The organism is Pseudomonas sp. C2.3V (genome assembly GCF_058536325.1).
In genome coordinates this window covers 581,989-604,360 of sequence record NZ_JBZUBN010000002.1, presented here as the reverse complement: position 1 = coordinate 604,360, position 22,372 = coordinate 581,989, and the positions used below count along the sequence as shown (strand labels likewise).

Annotated in this window: 13 protein-coding genes and 2 pseudogenes; 10 read left to right on the top strand and 5 right to left on the bottom strand. The window is 56.3% G+C overall.

Annotated features, from left to right (window positions below; all coding sequences use genetic code 11):
* The first annotated feature begins 243 nt into the window (after positions 1-243).
* The 4 genes from AC4LF3_RS22525 (at position 244) to pbpC (ending at position 9,030) form a co-directional block, all read left to right on the top strand.
* Positions 244-1,038, top strand: coding sequence for a DeoR/GlpR family DNA-binding transcription regulator (locus AC4LF3_RS22525; RefSeq protein WP_491836785.1), 795 nt, complete (start codon positions 244-246; stop codon positions 1,036-1,038).
* The gene (locus AC4LF3_RS22520) at positions 1,035-1,424 is read left to right on the top strand and encodes a VOC family protein (protein WP_491836784.1); all 390 of its coding nucleotides are present in this window, start codon (positions 1,035-1,037) and stop codon (positions 1,422-1,424) included. Before AC4LF3_RS22525 ends, AC4LF3_RS22520 begins: the two co-directional genes overlap by 4 nt.
* Before the next feature lie 298 nt (positions 1,425-1,722).
* Positions 1,723-6,672 carry an alpha-2-macroglobulin family protein gene (locus AC4LF3_RS22515; RefSeq protein ID WP_491836783.1) on the top strand — a complete coding sequence of 1,650 codons (4,950 nt, stop codon included), beginning with the start codon at positions 1,723-1,725 and terminating at the stop codon, positions 6,670-6,672.
* Between the two features lie 27 nt (positions 6,673-6,699).
* On the top strand, positions 6,700-9,030 hold the full coding sequence (gene pbpC / locus AC4LF3_RS22510; RefSeq protein ID WP_491836782.1) for a peptidoglycan glycosyltransferase PbpC: 2,331 nt from the start codon (positions 6,700-6,702) through the stop codon (positions 9,028-9,030).
* 28 nt (positions 9,031-9,058) lie between these two features.
* Here pbpC and AC4LF3_RS22505 read toward each other — a convergent pair whose 3' ends face one another.
* Positions 9,059-10,015, bottom strand: a complete 957-nt coding sequence (locus AC4LF3_RS22505; protein ID WP_491836781.1) for a GlxA family transcriptional regulator — start codon at positions 10,013-10,015, stop codon at positions 9,059-9,061.
* A gap of 119 nt (positions 10,016-10,134) precedes the next feature.
* Here AC4LF3_RS22505 and AC4LF3_RS22500 point away from each other — a divergent pair, with 119 nt between their 5' ends.
* The 3 genes and pseudogenes from AC4LF3_RS22500 (at position 10,135) to AC4LF3_RS22490 (ending at position 13,600) form a co-directional block, all read left to right on the top strand.
* Positions 10,135-10,776, top strand: coding sequence for an HD domain-containing protein (locus tag AC4LF3_RS22500; RefSeq protein WP_491836780.1), 642 nt, complete (start codon positions 10,135-10,137; stop codon positions 10,774-10,776).
* 365 nt (positions 10,777-11,141) lie between these two features.
* A pseudogene (locus tag AC4LF3_RS22495) lies at positions 11,142-12,026 on the top strand (PAS domain-containing protein); the annotation flags it as partial.
* A 99-nt stretch (positions 12,027-12,125) separates the two neighbouring features.
* Positions 12,126-13,600: pseudogene (locus AC4LF3_RS22490) on the top strand (ATP-binding protein).
* Between the two features lie 7 nt (positions 13,601-13,607).
* On the opposite strand, the gene AC4LF3_RS22485 reads toward AC4LF3_RS22490, so the two are convergent.
* Positions 13,608-14,459, bottom strand: coding sequence for a DMT family transporter (locus AC4LF3_RS22485; protein WP_404628049.1), 852 nt, complete (start codon positions 14,457-14,459; stop codon positions 13,608-13,610).
* Between the two features lie 155 nt (positions 14,460-14,614).
* Here AC4LF3_RS22485 and AC4LF3_RS22480 point away from each other — a divergent pair, with 155 nt between their 5' ends.
* A complete protein-coding gene (locus AC4LF3_RS22480) occupies positions 14,615-15,466 on the top strand; it encodes a LysR substrate-binding domain-containing protein (protein WP_491836860.1) in 852 nt (283 codons plus the stop codon).
* A 363-nt stretch (positions 15,467-15,829) separates the two neighbouring features.
* Positions 15,830-17,539 carry an amidase gene (locus tag AC4LF3_RS22475; protein WP_491836779.1) on the top strand — a complete coding sequence of 570 codons (1,710 nt, stop codon included), beginning with the start codon at positions 15,830-15,832 and terminating at the stop codon, positions 17,537-17,539.
* 114 nt (positions 17,540-17,653) lie between these two features.
* Here AC4LF3_RS22475 and AC4LF3_RS22470 read toward each other — a convergent pair whose 3' ends face one another.
* The 3 genes from AC4LF3_RS22470 to AC4LF3_RS22460 form a co-directional block, all read right to left on the bottom strand.
* Entirely contained in the window at positions 17,654-18,148 is a 495-nt protein-coding gene (locus AC4LF3_RS22470; protein WP_491836778.1) for a DUF4126 domain-containing protein, read from the bottom strand.
* A 180-nt stretch (positions 18,149-18,328) separates the two neighbouring features.
* Complete coding sequence (locus tag AC4LF3_RS22465) at positions 18,329-19,606, bottom strand: glucarate dehydratase family protein (protein ID WP_491836777.1); 1,278 nt, start codon at positions 19,604-19,606, stop codon at positions 18,329-18,331.
* Positions 19,607-19,666: 60 nt separating this feature from the next.
* Complete coding sequence (locus AC4LF3_RS22460) at positions 19,667-21,010, bottom strand: MFS transporter (protein WP_074829037.1); 1,344 nt, start codon at positions 21,008-21,010, stop codon at positions 19,667-19,669.
* Between the two features lie 105 nt (positions 21,011-21,115).
* On the opposite strand from AC4LF3_RS22460, the gene AC4LF3_RS22455 reads away from it, so the two are divergent.
* Positions 21,116-22,012: a LysR family transcriptional regulator gene (locus tag AC4LF3_RS22455; protein ID WP_491836776.1), complete on the top strand. Its 897-nt coding sequence runs from the start codon at positions 21,116-21,118 to the stop codon at positions 22,010-22,012.
* The last annotated feature ends 360 nt before the right edge of the window (positions 22,013-22,372 follow it).

The following is a 22,372-nucleotide window of genomic DNA, read 5'->3' as shown; positions in this document are numbered from 1 at the left end:
GTCCTTTTAGATAGTTGGGTTTAGGTTCGATTAAAAGCTGATGCCAGTATAAAGCGCCAGCTCAAGGTGAAGGGGAATACGGCTGCGCAGGACTATGCTTTGAATGATACGTGGCTATCAACGCTTTCGTACGTAAGCGATTCTCGTGACCGCTAAAGCATGCATAAAACACGAGTATACAAATATTATTTGCATGTTTATCCTTGTTTACACACGATTTAAGCTTCGAACGATTACACGATCATGCCTATTCTTAAAGATATTCTTCCTCATGAACGTCAGTCCGTGATTCTCCAGCGCCTGGATTCTCAAGGGCGGGTCATCGCAGCGGATCTGGCAAAAGAAATGAACGTCTCTGAAGACTCGATTCGCAGAGATCTACGCGAGCTGGCTCAAAGGGGACTGTGCCGTCGAGTATATGGGGGCGCTTTGTCTGTTGCCCCTGACCCCGGCCCGTTAAATAAACGTATTCAAAACAGCACACCTATCCTCTCGGTGCTGGCCGAAGCAGCGGCAGCATTGGTCGGTCCAGGCCAGACGATTTTTCTGGATGCAGGCTCAACCAACCGGGCAATTGCGTTGGCCCTTCCTTCACAGGCCAACCTCGCAGTCATCACCAACGCGCCCGCTATTGGCGAAGCACTACTGAGCAGGCCTGGGATAGAGACGATCCTGATCGGGGGCCGCCTCGATTCAAAAGCTGGTGGCAGCCTGGGGGCAAAAGCACTGAGGGAAATTCAGGCTATTCACGCAGACATTTACTTCATGGGAGCCTGCGCGCTCAGTTTTGAAACGGGCGTGACGGCATTCAACTACGAGGAAGCGGAGCTCAAGCGCGCCCTGGTGAACGCGGCCAACGCCACGGTTATTACCCTATCTGCCGACAAATTCGACACCCTGGCGCCCTATCAGGTGATCCCCAGCGAGGCGATCGATCATTTGGTGATTGAAACAAACAACCAGGTCGAGCCGCGCCTGAAGGCATTTCGAAAATCAGGCTGCTCGGTACAGACCGTACACATTCAGGAGGCGCTATGAAGATTGCACACGTTGCCCTATGGACACTTGATCTTGAGCGGGCCGCCGATTTCTGGCATCAGACGTTTAGCGCCCGCATCGGTCAGCCTTACCACAGCCAGACCAACAAAGGCTTCATTTCTCGCTTCGTCACTCTAGACGACGGACCGACTATCGAACTGATGACGCATCCGAGACTGAACCAAGCCACCATCTCTTCAGACACACCTGTAACAGGCTGGGCCCATATCGCCATCTCGCTGGGATCGGAAGACGCCGTCAGAAAACTTGCTGAGCATATGGACGGCGAACAGGCGCTAGTATCCGCGCCACGCTGGACGGGCGATGGCTTCTTCGAAGCGGTGATTAGGGATCCCGATGGCAATCTAATCGAAATAACGGCCTGATCGTTTGATTTTCTTGGCCACGCTGCTGAATATCAACAATACCGCTAGCTTGTGGCTTACACATTCGGCCTCGCTTATTCAAACAGCGAGGCCGATTTTCAGAGGCCTTCTCAAGAACCTAAGCACCTCAGATATCTCACACCGGGTAGCCTCGATGCTTTGCACAGTGGCACGTATCAACTAACAACCATCCTTTGAAAAGCAAAAATAAAAATAGTTAAGCCTTGGCGCGCAAACCATATTCCTGCCAGGGTCAGTCGGAGTATGATCCGCGCCCCGACCTGTTAATGGAACTAACATGCGCCTCAAAGGGATATTACTCAGCGCGATTCTGTGCCTGCTTGCCGCCTGCGACGCCTCTCAGGATGCGCCAACGGGATCTACATCCAAGACCGCGCCTGAATCATCCGGATCGCCTGCATCTGCGACTATTGATGCTAAAACAGCCGAATCGGCACCGGTATCAAAAACTCAGGACATTGCCCAGACAGCCGAGCGATACGCTGGCCGAGCATTGACTGTGGTTGACGCCTCTGAGATTCAGCTGGACGGTGCCAGCACATTGTCGGTTACGTTTTCAGTCCCCTTGCAACGCGAACAGGCATTTCATCAGTACCTTCATCTGACAGACAAGACCGCCGGCCCGGTTGATGGCGCCTGGGAACTGTCGGATAACCAGATGGAGCTTCGGCTGCGCCATTTGCAGCCCAAGCGTGAGCTTACTCTGACCATTGATGCGGGCCTAAAAGCCATCAATGACAACGCGCTGAATGCCCCTTACACCACCTCACTCAACACGCGAAACATTACCCCAAGCGTTGGCTTCGCCAGTCGTGGCTCACTCCTGCCAACACGACTGGCCGAGGGGCTTCCGGTCATTGCCCTGAACGTCGATAAAATCAATGTCGACTTTTTTCGCATCAAGCCCGATGCGCTGCCAGCCTTCCTTGCCAAGTGGGGTAATCGAGCCACAATGGGGTATTGGGAGTCGAGCGAAATACTGCCAATGGCAGAGCTGGTCTATACCGGCCGATTCAACCTGTCACCCAAGTTGAATACCCGGGAAACCGTACTGCTGCCCCTGACTGGAATAGAGCCCCTCAAGGAAAGCGGCGTTTATTTGGCCGTGATGCAACAGGCCGGCAAATACGACTATCAACAGTCGACTACGCTGCTGACGTTGAGCGATATCGGCCTGTCGGCCCATCGCTATCGGGATCGGATCGATATCTTCACTCAGGCTCTAAGCGGCGGAGAGCCACTGGGCAAGATTGCCATTCGGGTACTGGATAAAGACAGTGCAGTTCTGGCTGAAACCCAGACCGATGCCCAAGGACATGCGCAGCTTACCGTCAACGGTAACGCACGCGTGCTGCTGGCTCAGCATGATGGGCAAACCAGCCTACTGCGACTGGATAACCCCGCATTGGATCTGGCTGAATACAAGATCGATGGCCCAAGACAACAACCGCAGCAGTTTTTTGTATTTGGCCCTCGTGACCTGTATCGACCCGGTGAGACCGTGTTGCTGAATGCCCTATTGCGCGACGGAGACGGACATGCGCTGCCACCACACCCGGTCCCGGTCGAGGTTCGTCGGCCGGATAACCAGACGAGCCGTCGCTTCGTCTGGAAGCCTGATGCAAATGGTCTTTACCAATATGAACTGCAACTGGGCGAAGAAGCGCCCACCGGCCGCTGGCAACTGGTCATGCAGGTAGACGGGGCTACGCCTCAACTGTATGAGTTTTCCGTCGAAGATTTCCTTCCAGAGCGCATGGCGCTTGAGCTCAAGGGTGAAGACGCGCCGCTGGCTCCCGATGAACCATTTGAAGTCAACGTGACCGGCCGCTACCTGTACGGAGCACCCGCGAATGGCAATACCCTCTCCAGCCAGCTGTATGTCAGACCACTTCGCGAAGCCGCGGCAACCCTGCCGGGTTATCAATTCGGCTCCATTACCGAGGCCGACCTCAGCCAGGACCTTGACCTGGATGACCTGACGCTGGATACCAAAGGACGCGGACTTCTTTCCCAGGATACCCGTTGGAGCGAAGCGCGCTCGCCCCTGCAGTTGATTTTGCAGTCCAGCCTGCAGGAGTCAGGCGGCAGACCGGTGACACGTCGTCTTGTCCAACCGGTCTGGCCCGCTCAACACCTTCCCGGAATTCGCCCTCTATTCAATGACGGCGAGGTCGATGCAGATAGCCAGGCGGGCTTTGAGATCGTTATGGCCAACGCGCAGGGTAAGAAACTACAGGCCAGCCAGCTACGGGTCCGTTTGGTCCGTGAACGAAGGGACTATTACTGGGGTTTTTCTGATGATGAAGGCTGGAGTAGTCGTTACAACGAAAAAGCCATCACCATGTCTGAAGAGACGATCGATATTGCGGCAAACGGTTCAGCGAAGGTCAGTTTTCCTGTGGAATGGGGTCCTTACCGGGTCGAAGTGGAAGACTCGGAGACCGACCTGGTAAGCAGTATTCGGTTCTGGGCAGGCTATCGGTGGCAGGACAACACCGACAACGGAAGCGTACGGCCTGACCAGGTTAAGCTTTCGCTCGACCGTCCAGCCTACCCCGCGGGCGATCAGGCTCGCATCACTGTCACGCCTCCCACAGCAGGTAATGGTTATCTGCTCGTGGAGTCCGCTGAGGGTCCGCTCTGGTGGCAGCCTATCGAAGTGCCGGAAGGCGGCAAGACGTTTGATGTGCCCATTGCCAAAGACTGGTCTCGTCATGATCTGTATGTCACGGCGCTGGTTATACGCCCGGGTGAAGCCAAGACAGGTGTTACCCCCAAGCGTGCGGTAGGCCTGCTCCATCTCCCGCTGGACCGTGAGGCTCGTCGCCTGAACCTGACGGTGAATACACCTGAACGCATGGAGCCAGGCCAGCCGCTAAAGGTCCGCCTGCAGGCACGCAACGCCGATGGATCGATTCCTCAACAGGCGCACGTTCTGGTGTCGGCTGTCGATACCGGTGTTTTGAGCATCACTCGATATACCACACCGGACCCCTTCTCGGCCTTCTTTGGCCGTAAGGCCTACACGGCCGATCAGTTCGATGTGTATGGCCAGCTGATCGAGGCAGGCCGTGGCCGCCTGGCAGCCCTGGCTTTTGGTGGTGACGCTGACCTGTCGGCCGGGGGCAAGCGGCCCCCTACCAAGGTAAAAATTCTTTCTGAGCAAAGTCAGGCAGTAACCTTCGATGCAGAGGGTAATGCCGAGGTAAGCCTGCCGGTTGAAGATTTCAACGGTGAGCTGCGCGTCATGGCTCAGGTCTGGACAGAAGACCGGTTCGGGGCGGGTGAAAGCAAGGTTACTGTTGCGGCACCTCTGGTAGCTGAGTTGGCTGCGCCTCGCTTCCTTGCAAGCGGCGACGAAACGACATTGGCTCTGGACGTGACAAACCTTTCCGGACGCGCTCAGCAGCTAATAGTCAAAACCGAGGTTTCAGGACGTCTGGCGCTGCAGGAAACCGTTGATAAGCCCCTTGCCCTGAAAGAAGGACAACGCGTAACACTCAAGGTACCGGTAAAAGCGCTTGGGGGTTACGGGACAGGCAAGGTTACCGTTCGGATCACGGGATTGGTGATGCCAGAGGGTAGCTCATCGCTGTCCCGCGACTGGACGCTAGGTGTTCGCCCGGCCTATCCGGCACGCCGTGACCAATTCTCTGTCGCGCTGGACGCCAGCACACCCTCCTGGAGCTTACCGGCATCGGTGCTTGAAGCCTATGCTCCAGAAACGCGGGAAGCCATGCTGGCAGTATCCAGCCAGCCACCGCTTAATCTGGCCGAGCATATCAAGGCACTTGAGGCCTACCCATACGGCTGTCTCGAACAGACCACCAGTGGGCTTTACCCCTCTCTTTATGCAGACGCCGAATCACTCAAGCGTCTCGGCATTCAGGGTGAGCAGGAGAGCGATCGCCGCCGCAAGATCGAGGTGGGAATCGATCGACTGCTAGGAATGCAACGATACTCGGGCGGCTTCGGTCTCTGGAGCGCAGAAAGTTCAGAAGAGTACTGGCTGACAGCGTATGTCACTGACTTCCTGCTACGGGCCCGGGAGCGAGGCTTTGCTGTACCCGCCGAACCTCTGAACAAGGCAACACAACGGCTGCTGCGCTATCTGCAAGACCCTAATCAGATCGATGTAGGGTATAGCGAAAACGCCACACATGACCGCTTTGCCGTTCAGGCTTATGCGGCTTATGTACTGGCACGCAGCAAACAGGCACCGCTTGGTGCACTGCGTAGCCTGTTTGATCGCCGTGAAGCTGCAGCGTCCGGCCTGCCCTTGGTCCATCTTGCCATTGCCTTGCAGCGCATGGGTGATAATGACCGGGCAATGCAAGCGTTGACGGCCGGACTTGCACAGGTTCGCGCCTCAAAGGCCTGGTTCCATGACTACGGTAGTGTCTTGCGTGACGAGGCGCAGATTCTGGCACTGCTCGAAGAAAATGACCTGGCGGCAAACCAACGTACCCAGCGCCTATTCGCGCTGGCAGAGGAATTGTCCACTCATCGGTGGTTGTCGACGCAAGAGCGAAACTGGCTGTATCTCGCGGGTCGCTCGGTCATGAGTAAACCGGCCCAGCCCTGGAAAGTCGAATTGATCCTGGCGGGAGCCCCGCGCGAACTGGCCGATAACCGTGACGTAACGCAGCACATCGATGGTGCCGAACTCAATACACCGCTTTCGGTACGTAACACGGGTGATGCGGTGGTGTACCAGCAAATGACTGTGACCGGTTATGGGATGCAGGCGCCGGCGCCTACCAGCGAAAACCTGAGCATCGAGCGCAGCTACCTGGGGATGGATGGCCGTCCGGTCAATCTGTCCCAACTTCATAGCGGCGAACTTGTGCTTGTGCATCTTGCCGTACGGGCTCATCAGCGTGTACCCGATGCGCTGGTGGTCGATCTGCTACCGGCAGGACTTGAGCTGGAAAACCAGAACTTGGCACAAAGCGCAGCCAGCCTGGAGGATGCCGGCAGCAACGTTCGTGAATGGGTAAAGGCGATGCAGAACGGTACGCTCAAGCATCAGGAGTACCGGGATGATCGTTATGTTGCCGCCGTAGATGTCAACGGCTATGGCACTACGCATCTGGTATACCTGGCGCGGGCGGTTACACCAGGACGCTACCTCGTGCCGCCACCCCAGGTGGAGTCCATGTATCGCCCTGCCTGGCAAGCGCTGGGTGCTACCCCTGATCAACTGGTTGTTCTGCCGCGTTAAGCGGCAGACCTCCCGAGTTGTGTAGCCATGAAAAAAGGCCTGCACGCCGCAAAGTACTGGTCTCGTCTCGCGCTGAGCCTTTTTTCAGTGCTTGCTGCAATGTTATGGCTGGCTGACCAGCTTTGGCCGCTACCTGTACCTGACGATGGGCTTGCCCATGTCATTCTGGCCGAAGACGGCGAGCCGCTCTACCGGTTCGCTGATGGGCAAGGTATCTGGCGTTATCCCGCTACGCCAGATACCGTTTCGCCCTACTACCTCGACGCGTTACTGGCGTATGAAGACCGTTGGTTCTATCAGCACCCCGGCATCAATCCGGCTGCGCTCGCACGTGCCGCCTGGCTGAACCTCTCAAGTGGGCGGGTCGTCTCGGGAGGTAGCACGCTATCCATGCAGGTTGCCCGTTTGCTCGATCCACACTCGCGGACTCTGGCGGGAAAACTTCGCCAGCTGTTTCGGACCGCTCAGCTTGAGTGGCACCTGTCCAAACGGGAAATCCTCACGCTGTACCTCAACCGTGCGCCCTTCGGCGGCACATTGGAAGGGGTCGCCGCCGCCAGCTGGACCTATCTTGGCAAGTCACCTGTCAACCTTACACGTGCCGAAGCAGCACTACTTGCGGTATTGCCACAAGCGCCAAGTCGTTTGAGGCCGGATCGCTTTCCCGAACGAGCACAGGCGGCGCGAGACAAAGTGCTCGCTCGACTGGACAGCGAAGGGGTATGGCCTGCCAAAGCGGTAAAAGAGGCGATGGAAGAACCTGTGTGGCTGGCGCCCCGGCAATCGCCTGACCAGGCACCGCTGCTGGCTCGTCGGCTGAATACGCCAGGAGAGTCGCCAGCGATCCACACGACCATCGACATTGCCTTGCAACGGCGCCTCGAATCGCTGCTCCTTGATTGGCGGGCCCGTCTACCGGAGCGTACTTCAGCTGCAATTATTGTGGTTGATAACGGGAGCATGGCGGTAAAGGCATACCTGGGCTCTGTCGATATCACGGATGATCGTCGGTTTGGCCATGTCGACATGGTGTCAGCCATACGATCACCCGGCTCCACGCTCAAGCCCTTCCTGTATGCCCAGGCACTGGACGCAGGTCTGATTCACTCGGAATCCTTGCTGCAAGATGTCCCTCGACGCTTTGGCGATTACCGGCCCGGGAACTTCTCTTCAGGCTTCAGTGGCCCTGTCGCTGCAAGCGAGGCGTTACATCGGTCGCTCAATCTCCCTGCGGTGCAATTGCTCGAGGCCTATGGCTCCAAGCGGTTTTCCGGTGAACTGCGTAGTGCAGGCGTCCCGCTCTTTTATCCTCGAGGCGCTGAGCCCAATCTGTCATTGATACTGGGCGGTGTCGGCGCACGACTGGAAGATCTGGCCAGTGGTTATAGCGCCTTCGCGCGCGAGGGAAAGGTAGCCCGCCTGCGGTTTCGTCCAGAAGAGCCTGTGATGGAAAGACGGTTGATGTCGCCCGGTGCTGCCTGGATCGTTCTGCGTATGCTGGCCGACCGCTCAGATCCCCTCCTGGATGAAGCCCAACTGCCTCCAGCGCTGGCTTACAAGACGGGAACCAGCTATGGTTTTCGGGATGCGTGGTCGATCGGCATTACGCCAGGTTATGTGATTGGCGTCTGGATCGGTCGCCCTGACGGCACACCGGTAGCAGGTCAGTTTGGCCTTGCTTCAGCCGCCCCGCTGCTCTTTCAGGTCAACGATATATTGCTCAATCGGGATACTCAGCGAGGACGTCTCTCCCCCATACAGACCAGACCAGCAAGCGTTGGGGTGGAATCCATCTGTTGGCCTGGGGGACAACCGCTTCCGACCAGTGATGAAAACTGTCGAGTCCGACGTTGGGCTTTCACGCTGGACAAACAGACGCCTCCCACAATGCAAGCTCCTGACCAGCCCTTGGGTCAAGGCCTGGATGAGACCTATTGGGTCAACGAGGCAGGCAAGCAGGTGGCGCCATCATGTTCTGGCGCACGTCCGGTACGTTTCCTGGCTTGGCCTGCGTCCCTCGAACCTTGGCTGGCCGCGCGCGAGCGACGCACGTCCCGTCTGCCATCAATCGATTCAAGCTGTGCGCCTACCCTTGGCACTGCAGCCAGTCCATTACAAATTACTGGGCTACGTGATGGTGCACGATTACAAGCGCCTGCCGGACAATCCGACCTCGTATCCGTCACTGTAACCGCGCAGGGTGGTGAAGGTTCACGCTGGTGGTTCGTCAACGGCGAACCGGTGGCAGAGCAATCGGAACAATTGAGTTACACGTTTCCCAGGCCGGGAGCTTACGAGATCAGCGTACTGGATGATTCCGGGCAGACCGAGCATGTGAATGTAACTGTAGTGCGGTAGCGGCTTTATGTCTTATGCATTAAGCCCCTCATGCATGAAAGCGTTTACGGTATTCGGCTGGAGTAATGCCCACGTGTTTCATGAAGGCTCGGCGCAACGTATCGGTGCTGGCAAAGCCGACCTTGGTAGCGACTTGTTTGGGCACATCGCCCTGCTCTTCCAAAAGCAAACGAGCAGCGCTTATGCGCGCACGCTCTACCCATACCGCAGGCGTTTCACCGATTTCAGCTGAAAACAATCGCGCAAAATGTCGGGAACTCATACCTGCATGAGCCGCTAACGCGTCGACTGACAACGGTGATGACAGGTTTGCCATGGCCCACCGTTGTGTTTCCTGCAGAACAGACCGACCGCCAACACTGGACTGTCCATGCCGGCTGAACTGGAGCTGCCCTCCGGGTCGCTTGAAATACATAACCAGCTGAGAAGCCACCTGTCTTGCAATGTCCCGGCCCAAGTCTTCTTCTACCAGTGCCAGGGCAAGATCGAGACCTGCCGTCACCCCTGCTGATGTTCTCAATTTACCGTCTCGAATATACATAGCATCCTCTTCGACCTGGACGCTGGGATATGCCTGTGCCAGCGCGGGTGCGCAAGCCCAATGAGTAGTGACACGACGCCCATCGAGCAAGCCACTGTGAGCCAAAACAAATGCACCTGTACAGACAGAACCAAAGCGCCGCGCACGCTTTGCTGCACCGCGTATCCACGCCTGAGTGATCGGGTCTGGTTTGAGGTTGGAGATGTGCGGCGCCCCTGCGACAAGAACAGTGTCATAGCGCTCCGGCTGTTCATTGACAACGCCGTCTGCATACAGACGTGCACCTGACGAACTTTGGACGGGACCTGACTCAAGCCCAATCACTCTGCACAGGTAAGAGGGGGTACCTGAATCAAGGTTAGCCTGTGCGAAAACATCCAAAGGACCCGCCACATCGAGCAGCTGCACACCGGGAAGCGCCAGGATGGCGACAAGTCTGGTCATTGAAATCCTCTACACGTCTGTTTCAGACGGATAATGGCAGGATTTAACGCAATACTGCAATTGAGGACATGATGTCAACGGGTGAAACTTTGTTTTCCCCCCTTTGCCGGAGAGTTTGCATGAGTATTAATATTGATGGCATTAGCATCCCCGATACTGCATTGACTCGGGAAATTACTGAGATTGTTCGAGATACCGCATCTCCCCTCCTCTTTCACCACTCCAGCCGGGTCTATTACTTCGCGGCGCTGGCCGGGCAAAAGCGCGGTTTGACATACGATGCGGAGCTTTTGTATTGCGGCTGCATGTTCCATGACATGGGCCTGACGCATCAGCACAGCAGCGCCTGCGAGCGCTTTGAGGTAGACGGTGCCAACGCGGCCAAGACATTTCTGGCAAGCCACAGGATAAACCAACAGGATATCGATACCGTATGGGCCTCGATTGCACTGCATACCACGCCGGGCATTCCCCAGCACATGCATCCGCTGATTGCCCTGGTCACGGCAGGCGTAGAGATGGACGTGCTCGGGCTAACCTACCCGGAATACAGCGATGAGCAACGACAAGCAATCGTCAATGCCCATCCTCGAGGCAATCGTTTCAAGGAAGAGATTATTCAGGCCTTTTACGAGGGAATAAAACACAAACCTCAGACTACGTTCGGCAATGTCAAGGCAGATGTTATCGCTGACAAAGACCCTCAATTCGCTCCCCTGAATTTCTGCAGCGTCATTCGAAACTCTCAATGGGCCAGTTAGTGTGACGCCTGGAGATGAAACCAGTCAGGCTGGTTTCATCTCGGTCTGATCGACTGAATCCTCAACAGCCTTTTCTGAAATCCGTACCTATAACCCTCATGTTCACGCGGCCACCAACTAGGCGCATGAGCACGTCGGCAGGAATGCCGCACGGCTTCTTCCGCTCAGCTTTTGAAGGATCTTATCCGTACCACATCGCTTTTGGGGACGATGAAATCCCTTCTACTGCAAAGTCTTTACGTTACGCCGCTTGATTTTGAGATGTATAAAAGACAGGCTAAATAGCAGGTCTAAACAGCCATTTCGATCACTCGGCGGGCATTTGCCCCTGCAATTCCTTCTCCTCTAGGGCTAAACGCTAACGTATGATGGGTAAGCAGTCTTGTCTCGTGGGAGGCGGTCAGGCAGGTGAACGATTACGGGCCGTTGATTGGCAGAACACTCCATTAGGCCCTGTCGAAGGTTGGCCCCTGTCGCTTCAGGCAGCCATCAGAATAGTACTCAGCTCCGACTTTCCCATGATGGTGCACTGGGGTCCGGATCTGATTACCTTTTACAACGATGCCTACGCTCCAAGTCTGGGTAACAAGCACCCTGGAAATCTTGGAAGACCCGCCAAGGAATGGTGGCTTGAGATGTGGGATCAGTTGACTCCGATTTTTGATCATGTCCTTTCGGGGAAGGCTTATTTTGTAGAGGATACCCGATACACGCCCAATCGCAACGGGGTACAGCAGGAAGCATTCTTCACGCACTGCCATAGCCCGTTATGGGATGACGATGGCCATGTCGCAGGTATTTTTCTGGTTGTGACGGAAACGACGGGCCGTATCGTGGCCGAGCGCAAGCTGCTTCAGGCCAATGCCGATCTGGAGCGGCAAGTGCTGGCTGCAAAATCCAGCGAGGCGCGCCTGAGTGCCTTTGTCAGTGCATCGTCCGAGGGGCTGTACTCCATGAGTGGGGATTGGCAGGAGATGCACGAGCTGAAGGGGCGTGGCTTTTTGAAGGATACATCCTCGCCCAATCCGAACTGGTTGACCGATTATATTCCCGTTGACGAGCAGCCCCACGTGAAGGCAACCCTCAACGAAGCGATAACCTCCAGGAAGTTGTTTAGTCTGGAGCATCAGGTCAAGCGCGTTGATGGCAGTATAGGTTGGGTGCAATCACGAGCCATACCGTTTCTTGATGCGGCGGGTAATATTACCGAGTGGTTTGGCGCAGTAAGCGACATTACCGTTCGCCGCCATGCAGACGAGGTCCTGCAAGGACAGAAAAAGAATCTTGAGCATCAGGTAACCGAGCGAACCATAGAGCTGAATCACCTCTGGGAGATTTCGCCCGACCTTTTGCTGGTGATCGATTACGAGGGCATTTTCCGTAAGGTCAACCCCGCCTGGACACGTATCCTGGGTTATGAACCGGAAGAACTGCTCGGACAGAACGTCAGTGAACTCGTGATACCCGATACCGCTCTTTCGCCGCTGGAAGCCTATGAACGAGCTGCACGCGGCGAGCTGTCTGAAATGGAGAATCGCTATCGCCATAAGGATGGCTCCACCCGTTGGTTTTCCTGGGTTGCGGCGCCCTCTGCCGGGCAGATCTATGCAACCGGACGGGATATCACGGCAGCAAAGGCAGCAGAAGCCGAGCTGGCTTCGATGCAGGAAGCCTTGCGTCATGCACAAAAGATGGAAGCCGTCGGCCAGCTGACAGGCGGTGTCGCCCATGACTTCAATAACCTGCTGGCTGGCATTTCCGGGTCAGTGGATATGATGCAGATCCGTATACAGCAAGGAAGACTGAATGATCTAGAGCGCTATCTGGGCATGGCCCAAAACGGTCTCAAGCGTGCGGCGTCGCTTACCCACCGTCTCCTGGCTTTTTCACGGCGCCAGACGCTGGATCCCAAGCCGACCCCCGTATCGGACAGCTGGTTTTGGGTATGCAGGAGCTGATTCAAAGTACGGTAGGCCCTGCGACGCCCGTAAGAATGAATACCCCAGAGAAGTTGTGGTCTGCGCTGGTCGATGCGCCTCAACTTGAAAACTCCCTACTTAACCTGTGCATCAATGCTCGCGACGCGATGCCTCAAGGCGGGCGTATCCTCGTTGAAATGACCAACCGTTCTCTTGATGAGTACGCGGCGCGACAGCACGATCTACCGCCGGGAGACTATCTCACGCTCAGTGTTACCGACAGCGGAACCGGGATGCCTCCCGCGGTCATTGAGCGGGCGTTCGAGCCATTCTTTACAACAAAGCCAATCGGAAAAGGCACCGGCCTGGGATTGTCCATGGTCTATGGCTTTGTCCAGCAATCGGGCGGACAGGTCCGAATCAATTCACGACTGGGCGAAGGCACTACGGTCTGTGTCTACCTGCCTCGTTACTATGGCAATGCTATCACCCCCTTGACCGGCTTTGCCGAAGCTACAGAGTTTCCCCGCTCAGAGCCGGGCGAGACCGTTCTAGTGGTGGATGATGAGCCTACGGTTCGTACGTTGATCATGGAAATTCTTGAAGACCTTGGGTACATCGCCCTCGAAGCTGGCGACGGTGCGGCTAGCCTTGAGATATTGCACTCGGATAGGCGCATCGATTTGTTAATTACCGATGTAGGCTTGCCAGGTGGCCTGAACGGCCGACAGGTCGCTGATGCAGCACGGGTTTGGCGCCCTGGCCTCAAGGTTCTGTTCATTACCGGCTACGCCGAAAAAAGCCTGCTGAGCGAAGGGCAAATGGAGCCGGGCATGGCGGTGCTGACCAAGCCTTTCGCCATGGACATAATGGCTACACGCATTCGTACCATGATCGAGTCATGAGGCCGCCTTACGATTTGTCCGCTCGGACGACCAACAGGATTCCTCCTGCGGAAACAGCGGCACCTATCAACATAAGCCACGAGAGCGGTTCGCCGAACATCATCCATGCCCATACCAGCGTAACCGCTGGGCTCAGGTAGAGCACACTGGCTACCCGTGTGGGTGATGAGCGCCGCAGGCACACCCAATACAGACCATAGCCGCCAAGGGTGGAAATTGCCGCGGTCCAAAAGACACTCAATGCAAAACCTGCCGTTGGAATGGGCCAGAGGCTACCCTGCCAGCCTGCAAGCACAGCGAATACCACTGCAGATACCGCACACTGCAGCCACATCGTTGTCAGCAATCCAAGTGGATGAGAAAGCTTGCAATGCTTCTGCCATAACGTAGCCACCGCGAGGGACAGCATGCCTAATATGGGCAGCCCATACGCCCATAAAGGCGCATCCCCCCACGCCAGGGCGTCATAGGTAACCAGTAGCACTCCGCCAAGACCAATGGCCAGCCCCAGCCATACCTTGCCCGAAAGCCGTTGACCCAGAACGGTAACGCTAAGCAGTGCCGTACCGATAGGCAGTAGATCGGCAAACAATGCAGCCAGACCTGTCGGAACACCCAGCGCAATGCCCTGGACAACACCGATTAGATAACCTGCCATAGCCAGCAGGCCGATACCCGCATGCTGCAGGAGCACGGCGGGGTGAACACATCGAAGCGTTTTGATCACGAACGGCAACAGGAAAAGCGTGACCACTACACACCGCCAGAACACGACCAGCAGCGCAGGTGCGTAATCGATTGAAAAACGGGCACCCACAAAGCCCGAACTCCACGTAATGACCATCATTGCTTCAAGCAGGAGTAAAGGCGCTCTGCTGAGAGCTAGAACGCCTGAGAGAGCGCTGATAAGGGGTCGGGTCGTTCGAGTGGTCTGATTCATCACCCGACCTTACGAAAACCAGCTAATCTAATAAATCAAAACTTTATCACTTAATGGTTTACAAATATTAAATGATGAACGCAACCCTTGATATCGAGCTGCTTCGAACCTTTGATACCGTAGCTCGGATGGGAAAATTCAGGCTGGCGGCCGAGCATCTTCATAAAAGCCCTGCGGCTATCAGCGTGCATATTCAGCGGCTGGAGACCATTGCTGGGGGGCGCCTGCTTGAGCGTGATAACCAGTCGGTATCCCTGACAGCGCTTGGGCAGCGACTGCTTATGTCTGCCGCTGAGCTGCTCCGAACCCATGACAGGGTTATGGGCGAGTTACATGGTCCGCACGTGATTGGATGTGTTCAGCTGGGTATGCCTGATGAATATGCCGCCCATGTCATTGGTGACATCCTGCCCATTTTCACAGCCTCCTGGCCAAATGTAGTGCTGGAGGTAACCACCGCACCGAGTTTTACGCTACGCGATCATCTCCAGCAGGGAAAGCTTGATCTGGCATTGCTGACCCAACCTCGCGCGGCTGGCTCCGACGCACTGGTACTCACCTCCACGACTCCGGTCTGGGTAGGAAGCGCAGTGCTACCCGCCACGTTGAACGATCCTGTACCACTGGCGCTTTACGCAGCGGATTGCCCTTACCGCGAAGCCATGATAAGCACCCTCACAACGGCAGGAAGGCCATGGCGGGTAGTGTTAGACAGTGCCTCCAGCCAGGCGATAAGGGCCTGTATCGAGGCCGGGCTTGCCGTTACGCTCATGGATCGTGCACGGGTAACCGAAAGAATGGTTATACGCGAGGACTTACCCATCATGCCTGACCACGAGGTGGTACTGGTCCGCCCACCGGCCAGGGAAAGCAATGAAGCCGTAGAGCTGCTGATAGATGCTATCCAGCGATACTTCCGCCTATAGCTGGCAGAGCTACAGGGTCGCTGCAAACTGTCCTGCGTGAGATTAGGCTTTTACCTTTGAAACGGGCGACGCGGTGTGCTTGTTTCAGATCATTGCACTGGCGCCTATCGACCAGGAGGCTCCTCGTCGGTTGACTTGATACACTTGTCACCTATCAGCCACTCGGTGTGCGCAGAGCGACCAAACACGTGTGCGAGCAGAAGCTTCTGGTTCCAGCTTCTGTCGTATCTGTTATTTGACCAGGATCCTTATGAGAATTGACTCCAACCTACATGATGTTCTTGAGCCTCATACCCAGAGGAAAAACACCAAGCCTCTGGATTACCACTCTCACATCACCTTTACGCATCCAGTGGTGGCAGCATGATTGAAGTAACCGAGGTTTCCATTGCCGCGCTACGTGAGGCGCTTGAGTCAGGCCGTACCACAGCGGTTGAGCTGGTTCATGCCTACCTTGCCCGGATCGAAGCCTATGATGGTCTTGATACGCCCACGGCCCTGAATGCTGTCGTGGTCAGTAACCCTGATGCCCTCAAGGAAGCGGAAGCATCCGATGCCCGTCGCGCCCGAGGCGAAACACTTGGTCCGTTGGATGGGATCCCCTATACGGCAAAAGACAGTTATCTGGTGAAAGGGCTGACTGCCGCCTCGGGCAGCCCTGCCTTTAAGGATCTGGTGGCGTACCGCGATGCGTTCACGATCGAGCGTCTGCGGGCGGCGGGTGCGATCTGCCTGGGCAAAACCAATATGCCCCCTATGGCGAATGGTGGTATGCAGCGCGGCGTTTATGGTCGCGCGGAAAGTCCATACAACGGTGATTACCTGACCGCGCCTTTCGCCTCTGGCTCCTCCAACGGTGCAGGTACAGCTACCGCAGCGAGCTTTGCCGCGTTCGGCCTTGCAGAAGAAACATGGTCGAGCGGACGAGGCCCTGCTTCGAATAATGGTTTGTGCGCCTATACCCCTTCACGGGGGGTAATCTCGGTACGTGGTAACTGGCCACTGACCCCGACGATGGATGTGGTTGTGCCTTTTGCCAGAACCATGGAAGACCTACTGGAAGTGCTGGATGTGATCGTGGCGGATGACCCGGAAACACGCGGCGATCTGTGGCGGATGCAGCCCTGGGTACCAATCCCGAGCGCCTCTTCGGTGCGGCCCGCCACGTATAGGGAGCTTGCCGCAAAACCTGATGCCCTTGCTGGCAAGCGGTTTGGTGTTCCACGCATGTACATAAATGCAGACCCCGAGGCAGGGACCAGTGAAAACCCGGGTATCGGCGGTCCGACTGGGCAACGAATCCATACCCGACCTTCAGTCGTCGCACTATGGGAGCATGCTCGACAAGCCCTTGAGGCCGCGGGTGCCGAAGTGGTCGAGGTTGACTTCCCGATGGTTTCCAATTGCGAAGGCGACCGTCCCGGCGCGCCAACGGTATACAACCGTGGACTCGTCTCGAAAGAGTTTCTTCATGACGAACTGTGGGAGCTGACGGCCTGGGCGTTCGACGATTTTCTTCAGGCCAACGGGGATCCCAAACTGAACCGTCTGGTGGACGTCGATGGCCCACAAATCTTTCCCCATGACCCGGGCACCCTACCCAACCGGGAAGGTGACCTTGCGGCCGGTATGGACGAGTATGTGAACATGGCCGAGCGCGGCATCACGCCATGGGATAAGATCGCCACGTTACCTGAAGGACTGAAAGGGCTAGAAAAGACGCGCCGGATCGATCTGGAAGACTGGATGACCCAGTTGGGATTGGATGCCGTCATCTTCCCGACCGTTGCAGACGTAGGGCCAGCCGATGCTGACGTGAATCCCGAGTCGGCCGATATCGCCTGGAGCAATGGCGTCTGGGTCGCCAATGGCAACCTTGCGATTCGTCACTTAGGCATACCTACCGTAACGGTGCCCATGGGCATTATGGCCGATATCGGTATGCCGGTAGGCCTGACCTTTGCCGGACGTGCCTACGATGATTCCTCCCTGCTGCGTTTTGCAGCGGCTTTCGAATCAACCGGATCGCGCCGCATGATTCCCCCGCGTACTCCACCGTTGCAAACGAGCTGACCAGGAGCTGGGCGAGACTGAGGAGCTGTAACCAGTCCCGCTCAGTTGCCGATACCTTCAGGGACTCGCCTGCGCCTTCTGCAGGTTTGTCCCTGTGTTGCTAAAAAGCAAACCTCAGCCCTTACCTAAGTCGCGCTTCAACCCGGCGTTACCAATAGCAAGTGCCAAGCTGTCTTCGGCGAGCCCCAAGGCTGCGTTGATGACTGCACCGGAGCTGCCGTAACGCTTGCGCAGGCGAATGGCGATTTTTGCCGAGATGCAGGCAGCGGTTGCGCCGATCAAAGCGGGGACCAAAGCAGGCTGCCGCTGCGCCCCCGCCAAGGCTGCAGCGGTCACACCTCCTGACAGCGCCCGTACCATCATTGACGGTGCGATTGTCCGATCGGGGGCAAATGGAAGTTTGTCGCCCAACAATTCACTTGCGGCAAGCGGTATCAGGAGATGGCGCGCTCTGGACTTAACCAGCGTACGGGTCAAGGAGTCTGCGTTGGTAGCAGCCGAACGCCTGGCAAGCGCCTCACTGACCATTGCAGGAGCCAGCATGCTACGCATACCTGTTACGACGCCTAGCGCTAAAGCGCCCCATAAAAGACGGTTCGATCTTGTCATGCTCATACCTCCAGTCGTTAAGCATGTCGACCGGCCGTAACTGGAGGCAGTTCAGGCTGCTAGCAAGATTAAAGCTGTATCGCTTCCTGATAGAGCGGCTTGTCATGAGCTACCATTTTGCTACCAATAAAGGCAACATATGACAAGCCGTTTTCTGGATGCCTATGACTACTTTTTGCTTTAGAACCGAGGCTTTAATGCTTTCCAGTCGGGGTCATATTTCTGCATTTGCCGGACGTCATCACGTTGGCGAATACCGCAGGTAAGGTATTGGTCGTTGAGTTTGGCCAGCTGGTCATAATCCAGCTCAACGCCCAGTCCGGGTGCGTCTGTAATCGCAACGCACCCATTGCGAATCGGTAGCTTGCCACCTTTGATAACCTCTTCATCGGCCTCCTGCCAGGGGTAATGTGTGTCGCAGGCATAGGAGAGATTGGGTACAGCAGCCGCTACATGCGTCATTGCCATGAGACTGATGCCCAAGTGCGAGTTGGAATGCATCGAAACGCCCAACCCAAAGGTTTCACACATACGGGAAAGGATCTGGGTATCACGCAGGCCACCCCAATAGTGATGGTCCGCCAGCACAATCTGTACGCTGTTCAGCGCGATGCTGCGGCGGAACTCATCAAAATCCGTCACGACCATGTTGGTCGCCAGTGGAAGGCCTGTGCGCCGATGCAGCTCAGCCATCCCTTCAAGGCCTGGACACGGATCTTCATAGCATTGGAGATCATCGCCTAACAGCTCCGCCATGCGAATCGAAGTCTCGAGTGACCAGTTGCCGTTTGGATCGATGCGCAGAGGTATGCCAGGAAAAGCCTGCTTGAGCGCTTTCATACAGGCAACCTCATGCTCGGGGCCCAGCAGGGTTCCCGCCTTAAGCTTGATGCTTTGGAATCCGTTCTCCTCGATCATGGTACGCGCCTGGGCGACTACCTGCTCCGGACTGATCGCCTCGCCCCACCGGTCTGGCTTATAGGGTGACTGAATATGCTCGGCATATTTTAGAAACAGGTAGGCGCTGAAGGGGACCTCCCGACGTACGGCGCCGCCCAGAAGATCTACCAGCGGCACCCCTATTGAACGGGCTTGTAGGTCCAGAAAGGCAACCTCGAACGCCGAATACGCATTTGCCACCTGTTTACTGGGGTGTGAGCCCGGCGCCAACTCTGCTCCGGGATTGGCACCCGGTTGAAGACGGGCCACTGTCTGGATGACCTGGGCGCGCAACCCGTTGAGATCGAAAGGGTCAAGGCCGAGCAGGCTTTCCTGCATGGCCTGCAGCACGCTAAGCACCGGTGCATCACCGTAGCTTTCACCCAAGCCTATAAAACCGTTATCACTCTCGACCTCAATGATCGAGCGCAGCGCATAAGGCTCATGGATACCACTGGCGTTAAGCAGCGGCGCATCCTTGAAGGCAATCGGGGTTACACGGATGTGTTTTATCTTCATGATAGAACTCCTGAACACTAGAGAGGGCCTACGGGACTGCCCGGCAGGCCCGTCCTTTACTCAAGCAGGCGCAGCGGCCATCTTGGCTTTGATCCCGTCGCTAGGCCCTCTTCTCGTCTTGGTCATGAAGACCAGAATGCCAGCAATCAAGGAGACCGTGGCAAGGCCAATGAGGCCACCCTCGATCGAGCCGGTCCGTTCCTCCAGAAAGCCAAACGTGGCAGGCGCAACGAAACCGCCCAGGCTACCTACCGAATTGATCAGTGCGATGACTGCCGCCGAGATACGTGCATCCAGATAAGACTGGGGGATCGGCCAGAACAGTGATGACGCTGCCTTGAATCCGATAGCGGCGAAGCAGATAGCCAGAAACGCAAACACCGTCCCCCCCATCGTCGAGGCGAACAGCCCAATGGCTGCAATGATGAAGGCCGATGAGGCCCAGGCCTGCTGCCATTTGAAGCGGGACGCCAGACTGGCGAACAGGTACATGGCCACGACGGAAATGATCCAAGGAATGGAATTGAAAAGACCAATCTCGAAGTCGCCCAGCCCGCCCATGGAGCGAATGATGCTTGGCAGCCAGAAAGTGCAGCCGTAGATCGTCAGCGAGATCGAAAAATACAGAAAGCAGAACAGCGCGATTTGCGGATCACGCAACAACTTGAACGCTGAAGGATGAGCCTTGCTCTCGCCTACTGCCAATTCGCGCTGGCGTTGCTCCTCATCGATACAGTCAGTCAGTGCATTGCGCTCTTCCGTGCTCAGCCATTTGGCATCCTTGGGCAGGGAATCCAGCCAGAACCAGACAAAACCGCACAGTACGACCGAGAACAAGCCTTCAATCAGGAACATCCATTGCCAGCCGGACATCCCCAGCCCGGTTATTCCCAGCAGGGCGCCAGACAACGGACCAGAGAGGATAGAGGCAATGGCTGAACCACTCAGAAAGATTGCCATGGCCTTGCCACGTTCATCAGCAGGCAGCCATTTGGTGAAGTAGTAAACCACCCCAGGGAAGAACCCCGCCTCGGCAACGCCAAGCAGGAATCGCAGGATATAGAACCAGGTTTCATTGGGTACGAACGCCATGGCCGTTGCGACAATACCCCAGGTGAACATGATGCGCGTCAGCCAGGCCTTGGCACCGAACCGCTGCAAGAGCATGTTGGACGGGACCTCGAATAGCGCATAGCCAATGAAGAATAGGCCGGCACCCAAACCATAGGCAGCGGCACCAATCCCGAGATCGGTCTCGAGATGGCTACGTACAAAGCCGATATTGACCCGGTCGATATAGTTGACGATGAACATGACGACAAATAGCGGCAAGACATGCCGCTTCACCTTGGAGACCGCACGGGTTAGCACCGTGGAGTCCACGGAAGACTGGACATTACTCATGGGCGACTCCCGCTCATTGTTTTTGTAGGAGAGCGTCGATAATGGAGGCCGATATTGTTACTGTCTAATCTATATTAGGTCTTGATTGATACCGGTATTAGATCAATGTTTGAACTCGCTCAGCTCCGCTGCTTCACCACGGTGGCCACAGAACTCAACTTTCGCCGTGCGGCAGAGCGGCTGAACATGACGCAGCCGCCGTTAAGTCGGCAGATTCAGTTACTTGAGCATAGCCTGGGCGTAGAACTCTTTTCTCGAAATACGCGCAGCGTAGCCCTGACTGCGGCAGGAAGAGCCTTTTTCATCGAAGCCCAGGCACTTCTGGAGCGAGCACAACAGGCTGCAATTGCCGCGCGACGTTTTGCCGAAGGCGACATCGGCTCGGTTACCATCAGCTTCGTTGGCAGCGCCGTTTATGAATTTCTCCCCAAGGTCATTGCCGAGGCCCGTCTTAGTCAGCCCAACGTCAAGGTTGCCCTGACGGAGATGAATACGTTTCAGCAACACGAAGCGCTACGGGCACGCCGTATCGACCTGGGTATCGTCCGTGCACCACTCCTGCAGCCGGGCTATGAAACCGAATGCCTGGTTCGTGAGCCGTTCGTGCTAGCTGTACCCGCCAGCCATCCCTTGGCTCATGCACCTGTGATAACCGTGCAGGATCTTCATGGGATGCCCTTTCTCATGTATTCGCACTCAGCTTATCCCCCCTTCAACGAGCTGCTGACCGGTATGTTCCGCTCCGCCAGCGTAGAGCCGGAATACATTCAATGGCTAAGCTCATCGCTCACCATTCTGGCGTTGGTCAACGCGGGGATGGGATTGGCGTTTGTACCTCGCTGCGCCACTAATGTCGTCTTCAAGGAGGTAGTCTTTAGGGAAATCGATCTGGGCGACGGCATACAAAGCGAATTGCATCTGGTATGGCGTACAGATAATGACAATCCCGCCAGCAAGATGCTGCTGGAAGCCATCCGCTCTGCCATCAAGGCGGAGCGTTAGCAGAATCCGCTAGGTCTCTATCAGGAACCCTTATTGGCTCACTCTGCCAGATTGATGAGGATGCTGTAGTCCAACGCTTTGCCGAGGCAGGAAGAGAGCTATCCAGCGGACCGAGTGGTCACAGGCCAGGAAAAAGCCCCGGTAATCGCTTTCGATTTGGACGTACACCTTGGTGCACCCTGATCAAATCTCTCAGCCTTCCCTCTCTGCTTCGTTACGACGACGGCCACGCTGGACCCCAGCGTAAATCCAAACGCGATCAACCCGGTTGCCTGGAGAAGTAGGCGTACCGTTGTTTAGCAAAACGGTATCGTCTTCTCCGCCAGCACTAGCGTGAAGGGTCGGTATCATTCAGTGGAT

Bases quoted from the DNA above. Each gene is read 5' to 3' on its own strand.
- AC4LF3_RS22470 (WP_491836778.1), bottom strand. From the start codon at position 18,148: ATGACAAGATCGAACCGTCTTTTATGGGGCGCTTTAGCGCTAGGCGTC.
- AC4LF3_RS22520 (WP_491836784.1), top strand. From the start codon at position 1,035: ATGAAGATTGCACACGTTGCCCTATGGACACTTGATCTTGAGCGGGCC.
- pbpC (WP_491836782.1), top strand. From the start codon at position 6,700: ATGAAAAAAGGCCTGCACGCCGCAAAGTACTGGTCTCGTCTCGCGCTG.
- AC4LF3_RS22500 (WP_491836780.1), top strand. From the start codon at position 10,135: ATGAGTATTAATATTGATGGCATTAGCATCCCCGATACTGCATTGACT.
- AC4LF3_RS22465 (WP_491836777.1), bottom strand. From the start codon at position 19,606: ATGAAGATAAAACACATCCGTGTAACCCCGATTGCCTTCAAGGATGCG.
- AC4LF3_RS22505 (WP_491836781.1), bottom strand. From the start codon at position 10,015: ATGACCAGACTTGTCGCCATCCTGGCGCTTCCCGGTGTGCAGCTGCTC.
- AC4LF3_RS22515 (WP_491836783.1), top strand. From the start codon at position 1,723: ATGCGCCTCAAAGGGATATTACTCAGCGCGATTCTGTGCCTGCTTGCC.
- AC4LF3_RS22525 (WP_491836785.1), top strand. From the start codon at position 244: ATGCCTATTCTTAAAGATATTCTTCCTCATGAACGTCAGTCCGTGATT.
- AC4LF3_RS22460 (WP_074829037.1), bottom strand. From the start codon at position 21,010: ATGAGTAATGTCCAGTCTTCCGTGGACTCCACGGTGCTAACCCGTGCG.
- AC4LF3_RS22455 (WP_491836776.1), top strand. From the start codon at position 21,116: ATGTTTGAACTCGCTCAGCTCCGCTGCTTCACCACGGTGGCCACAGAA.
- AC4LF3_RS22480 (WP_491836860.1), top strand. From the start codon at position 14,615: ATGAACGCAACCCTTGATATCGAGCTGCTTCGAACCTTTGATACCGTA.
- AC4LF3_RS22475 (WP_491836779.1), top strand. From the start codon at position 15,830: ATGATTGAAGTAACCGAGGTTTCCATTGCCGCGCTACGTGAGGCGCTT.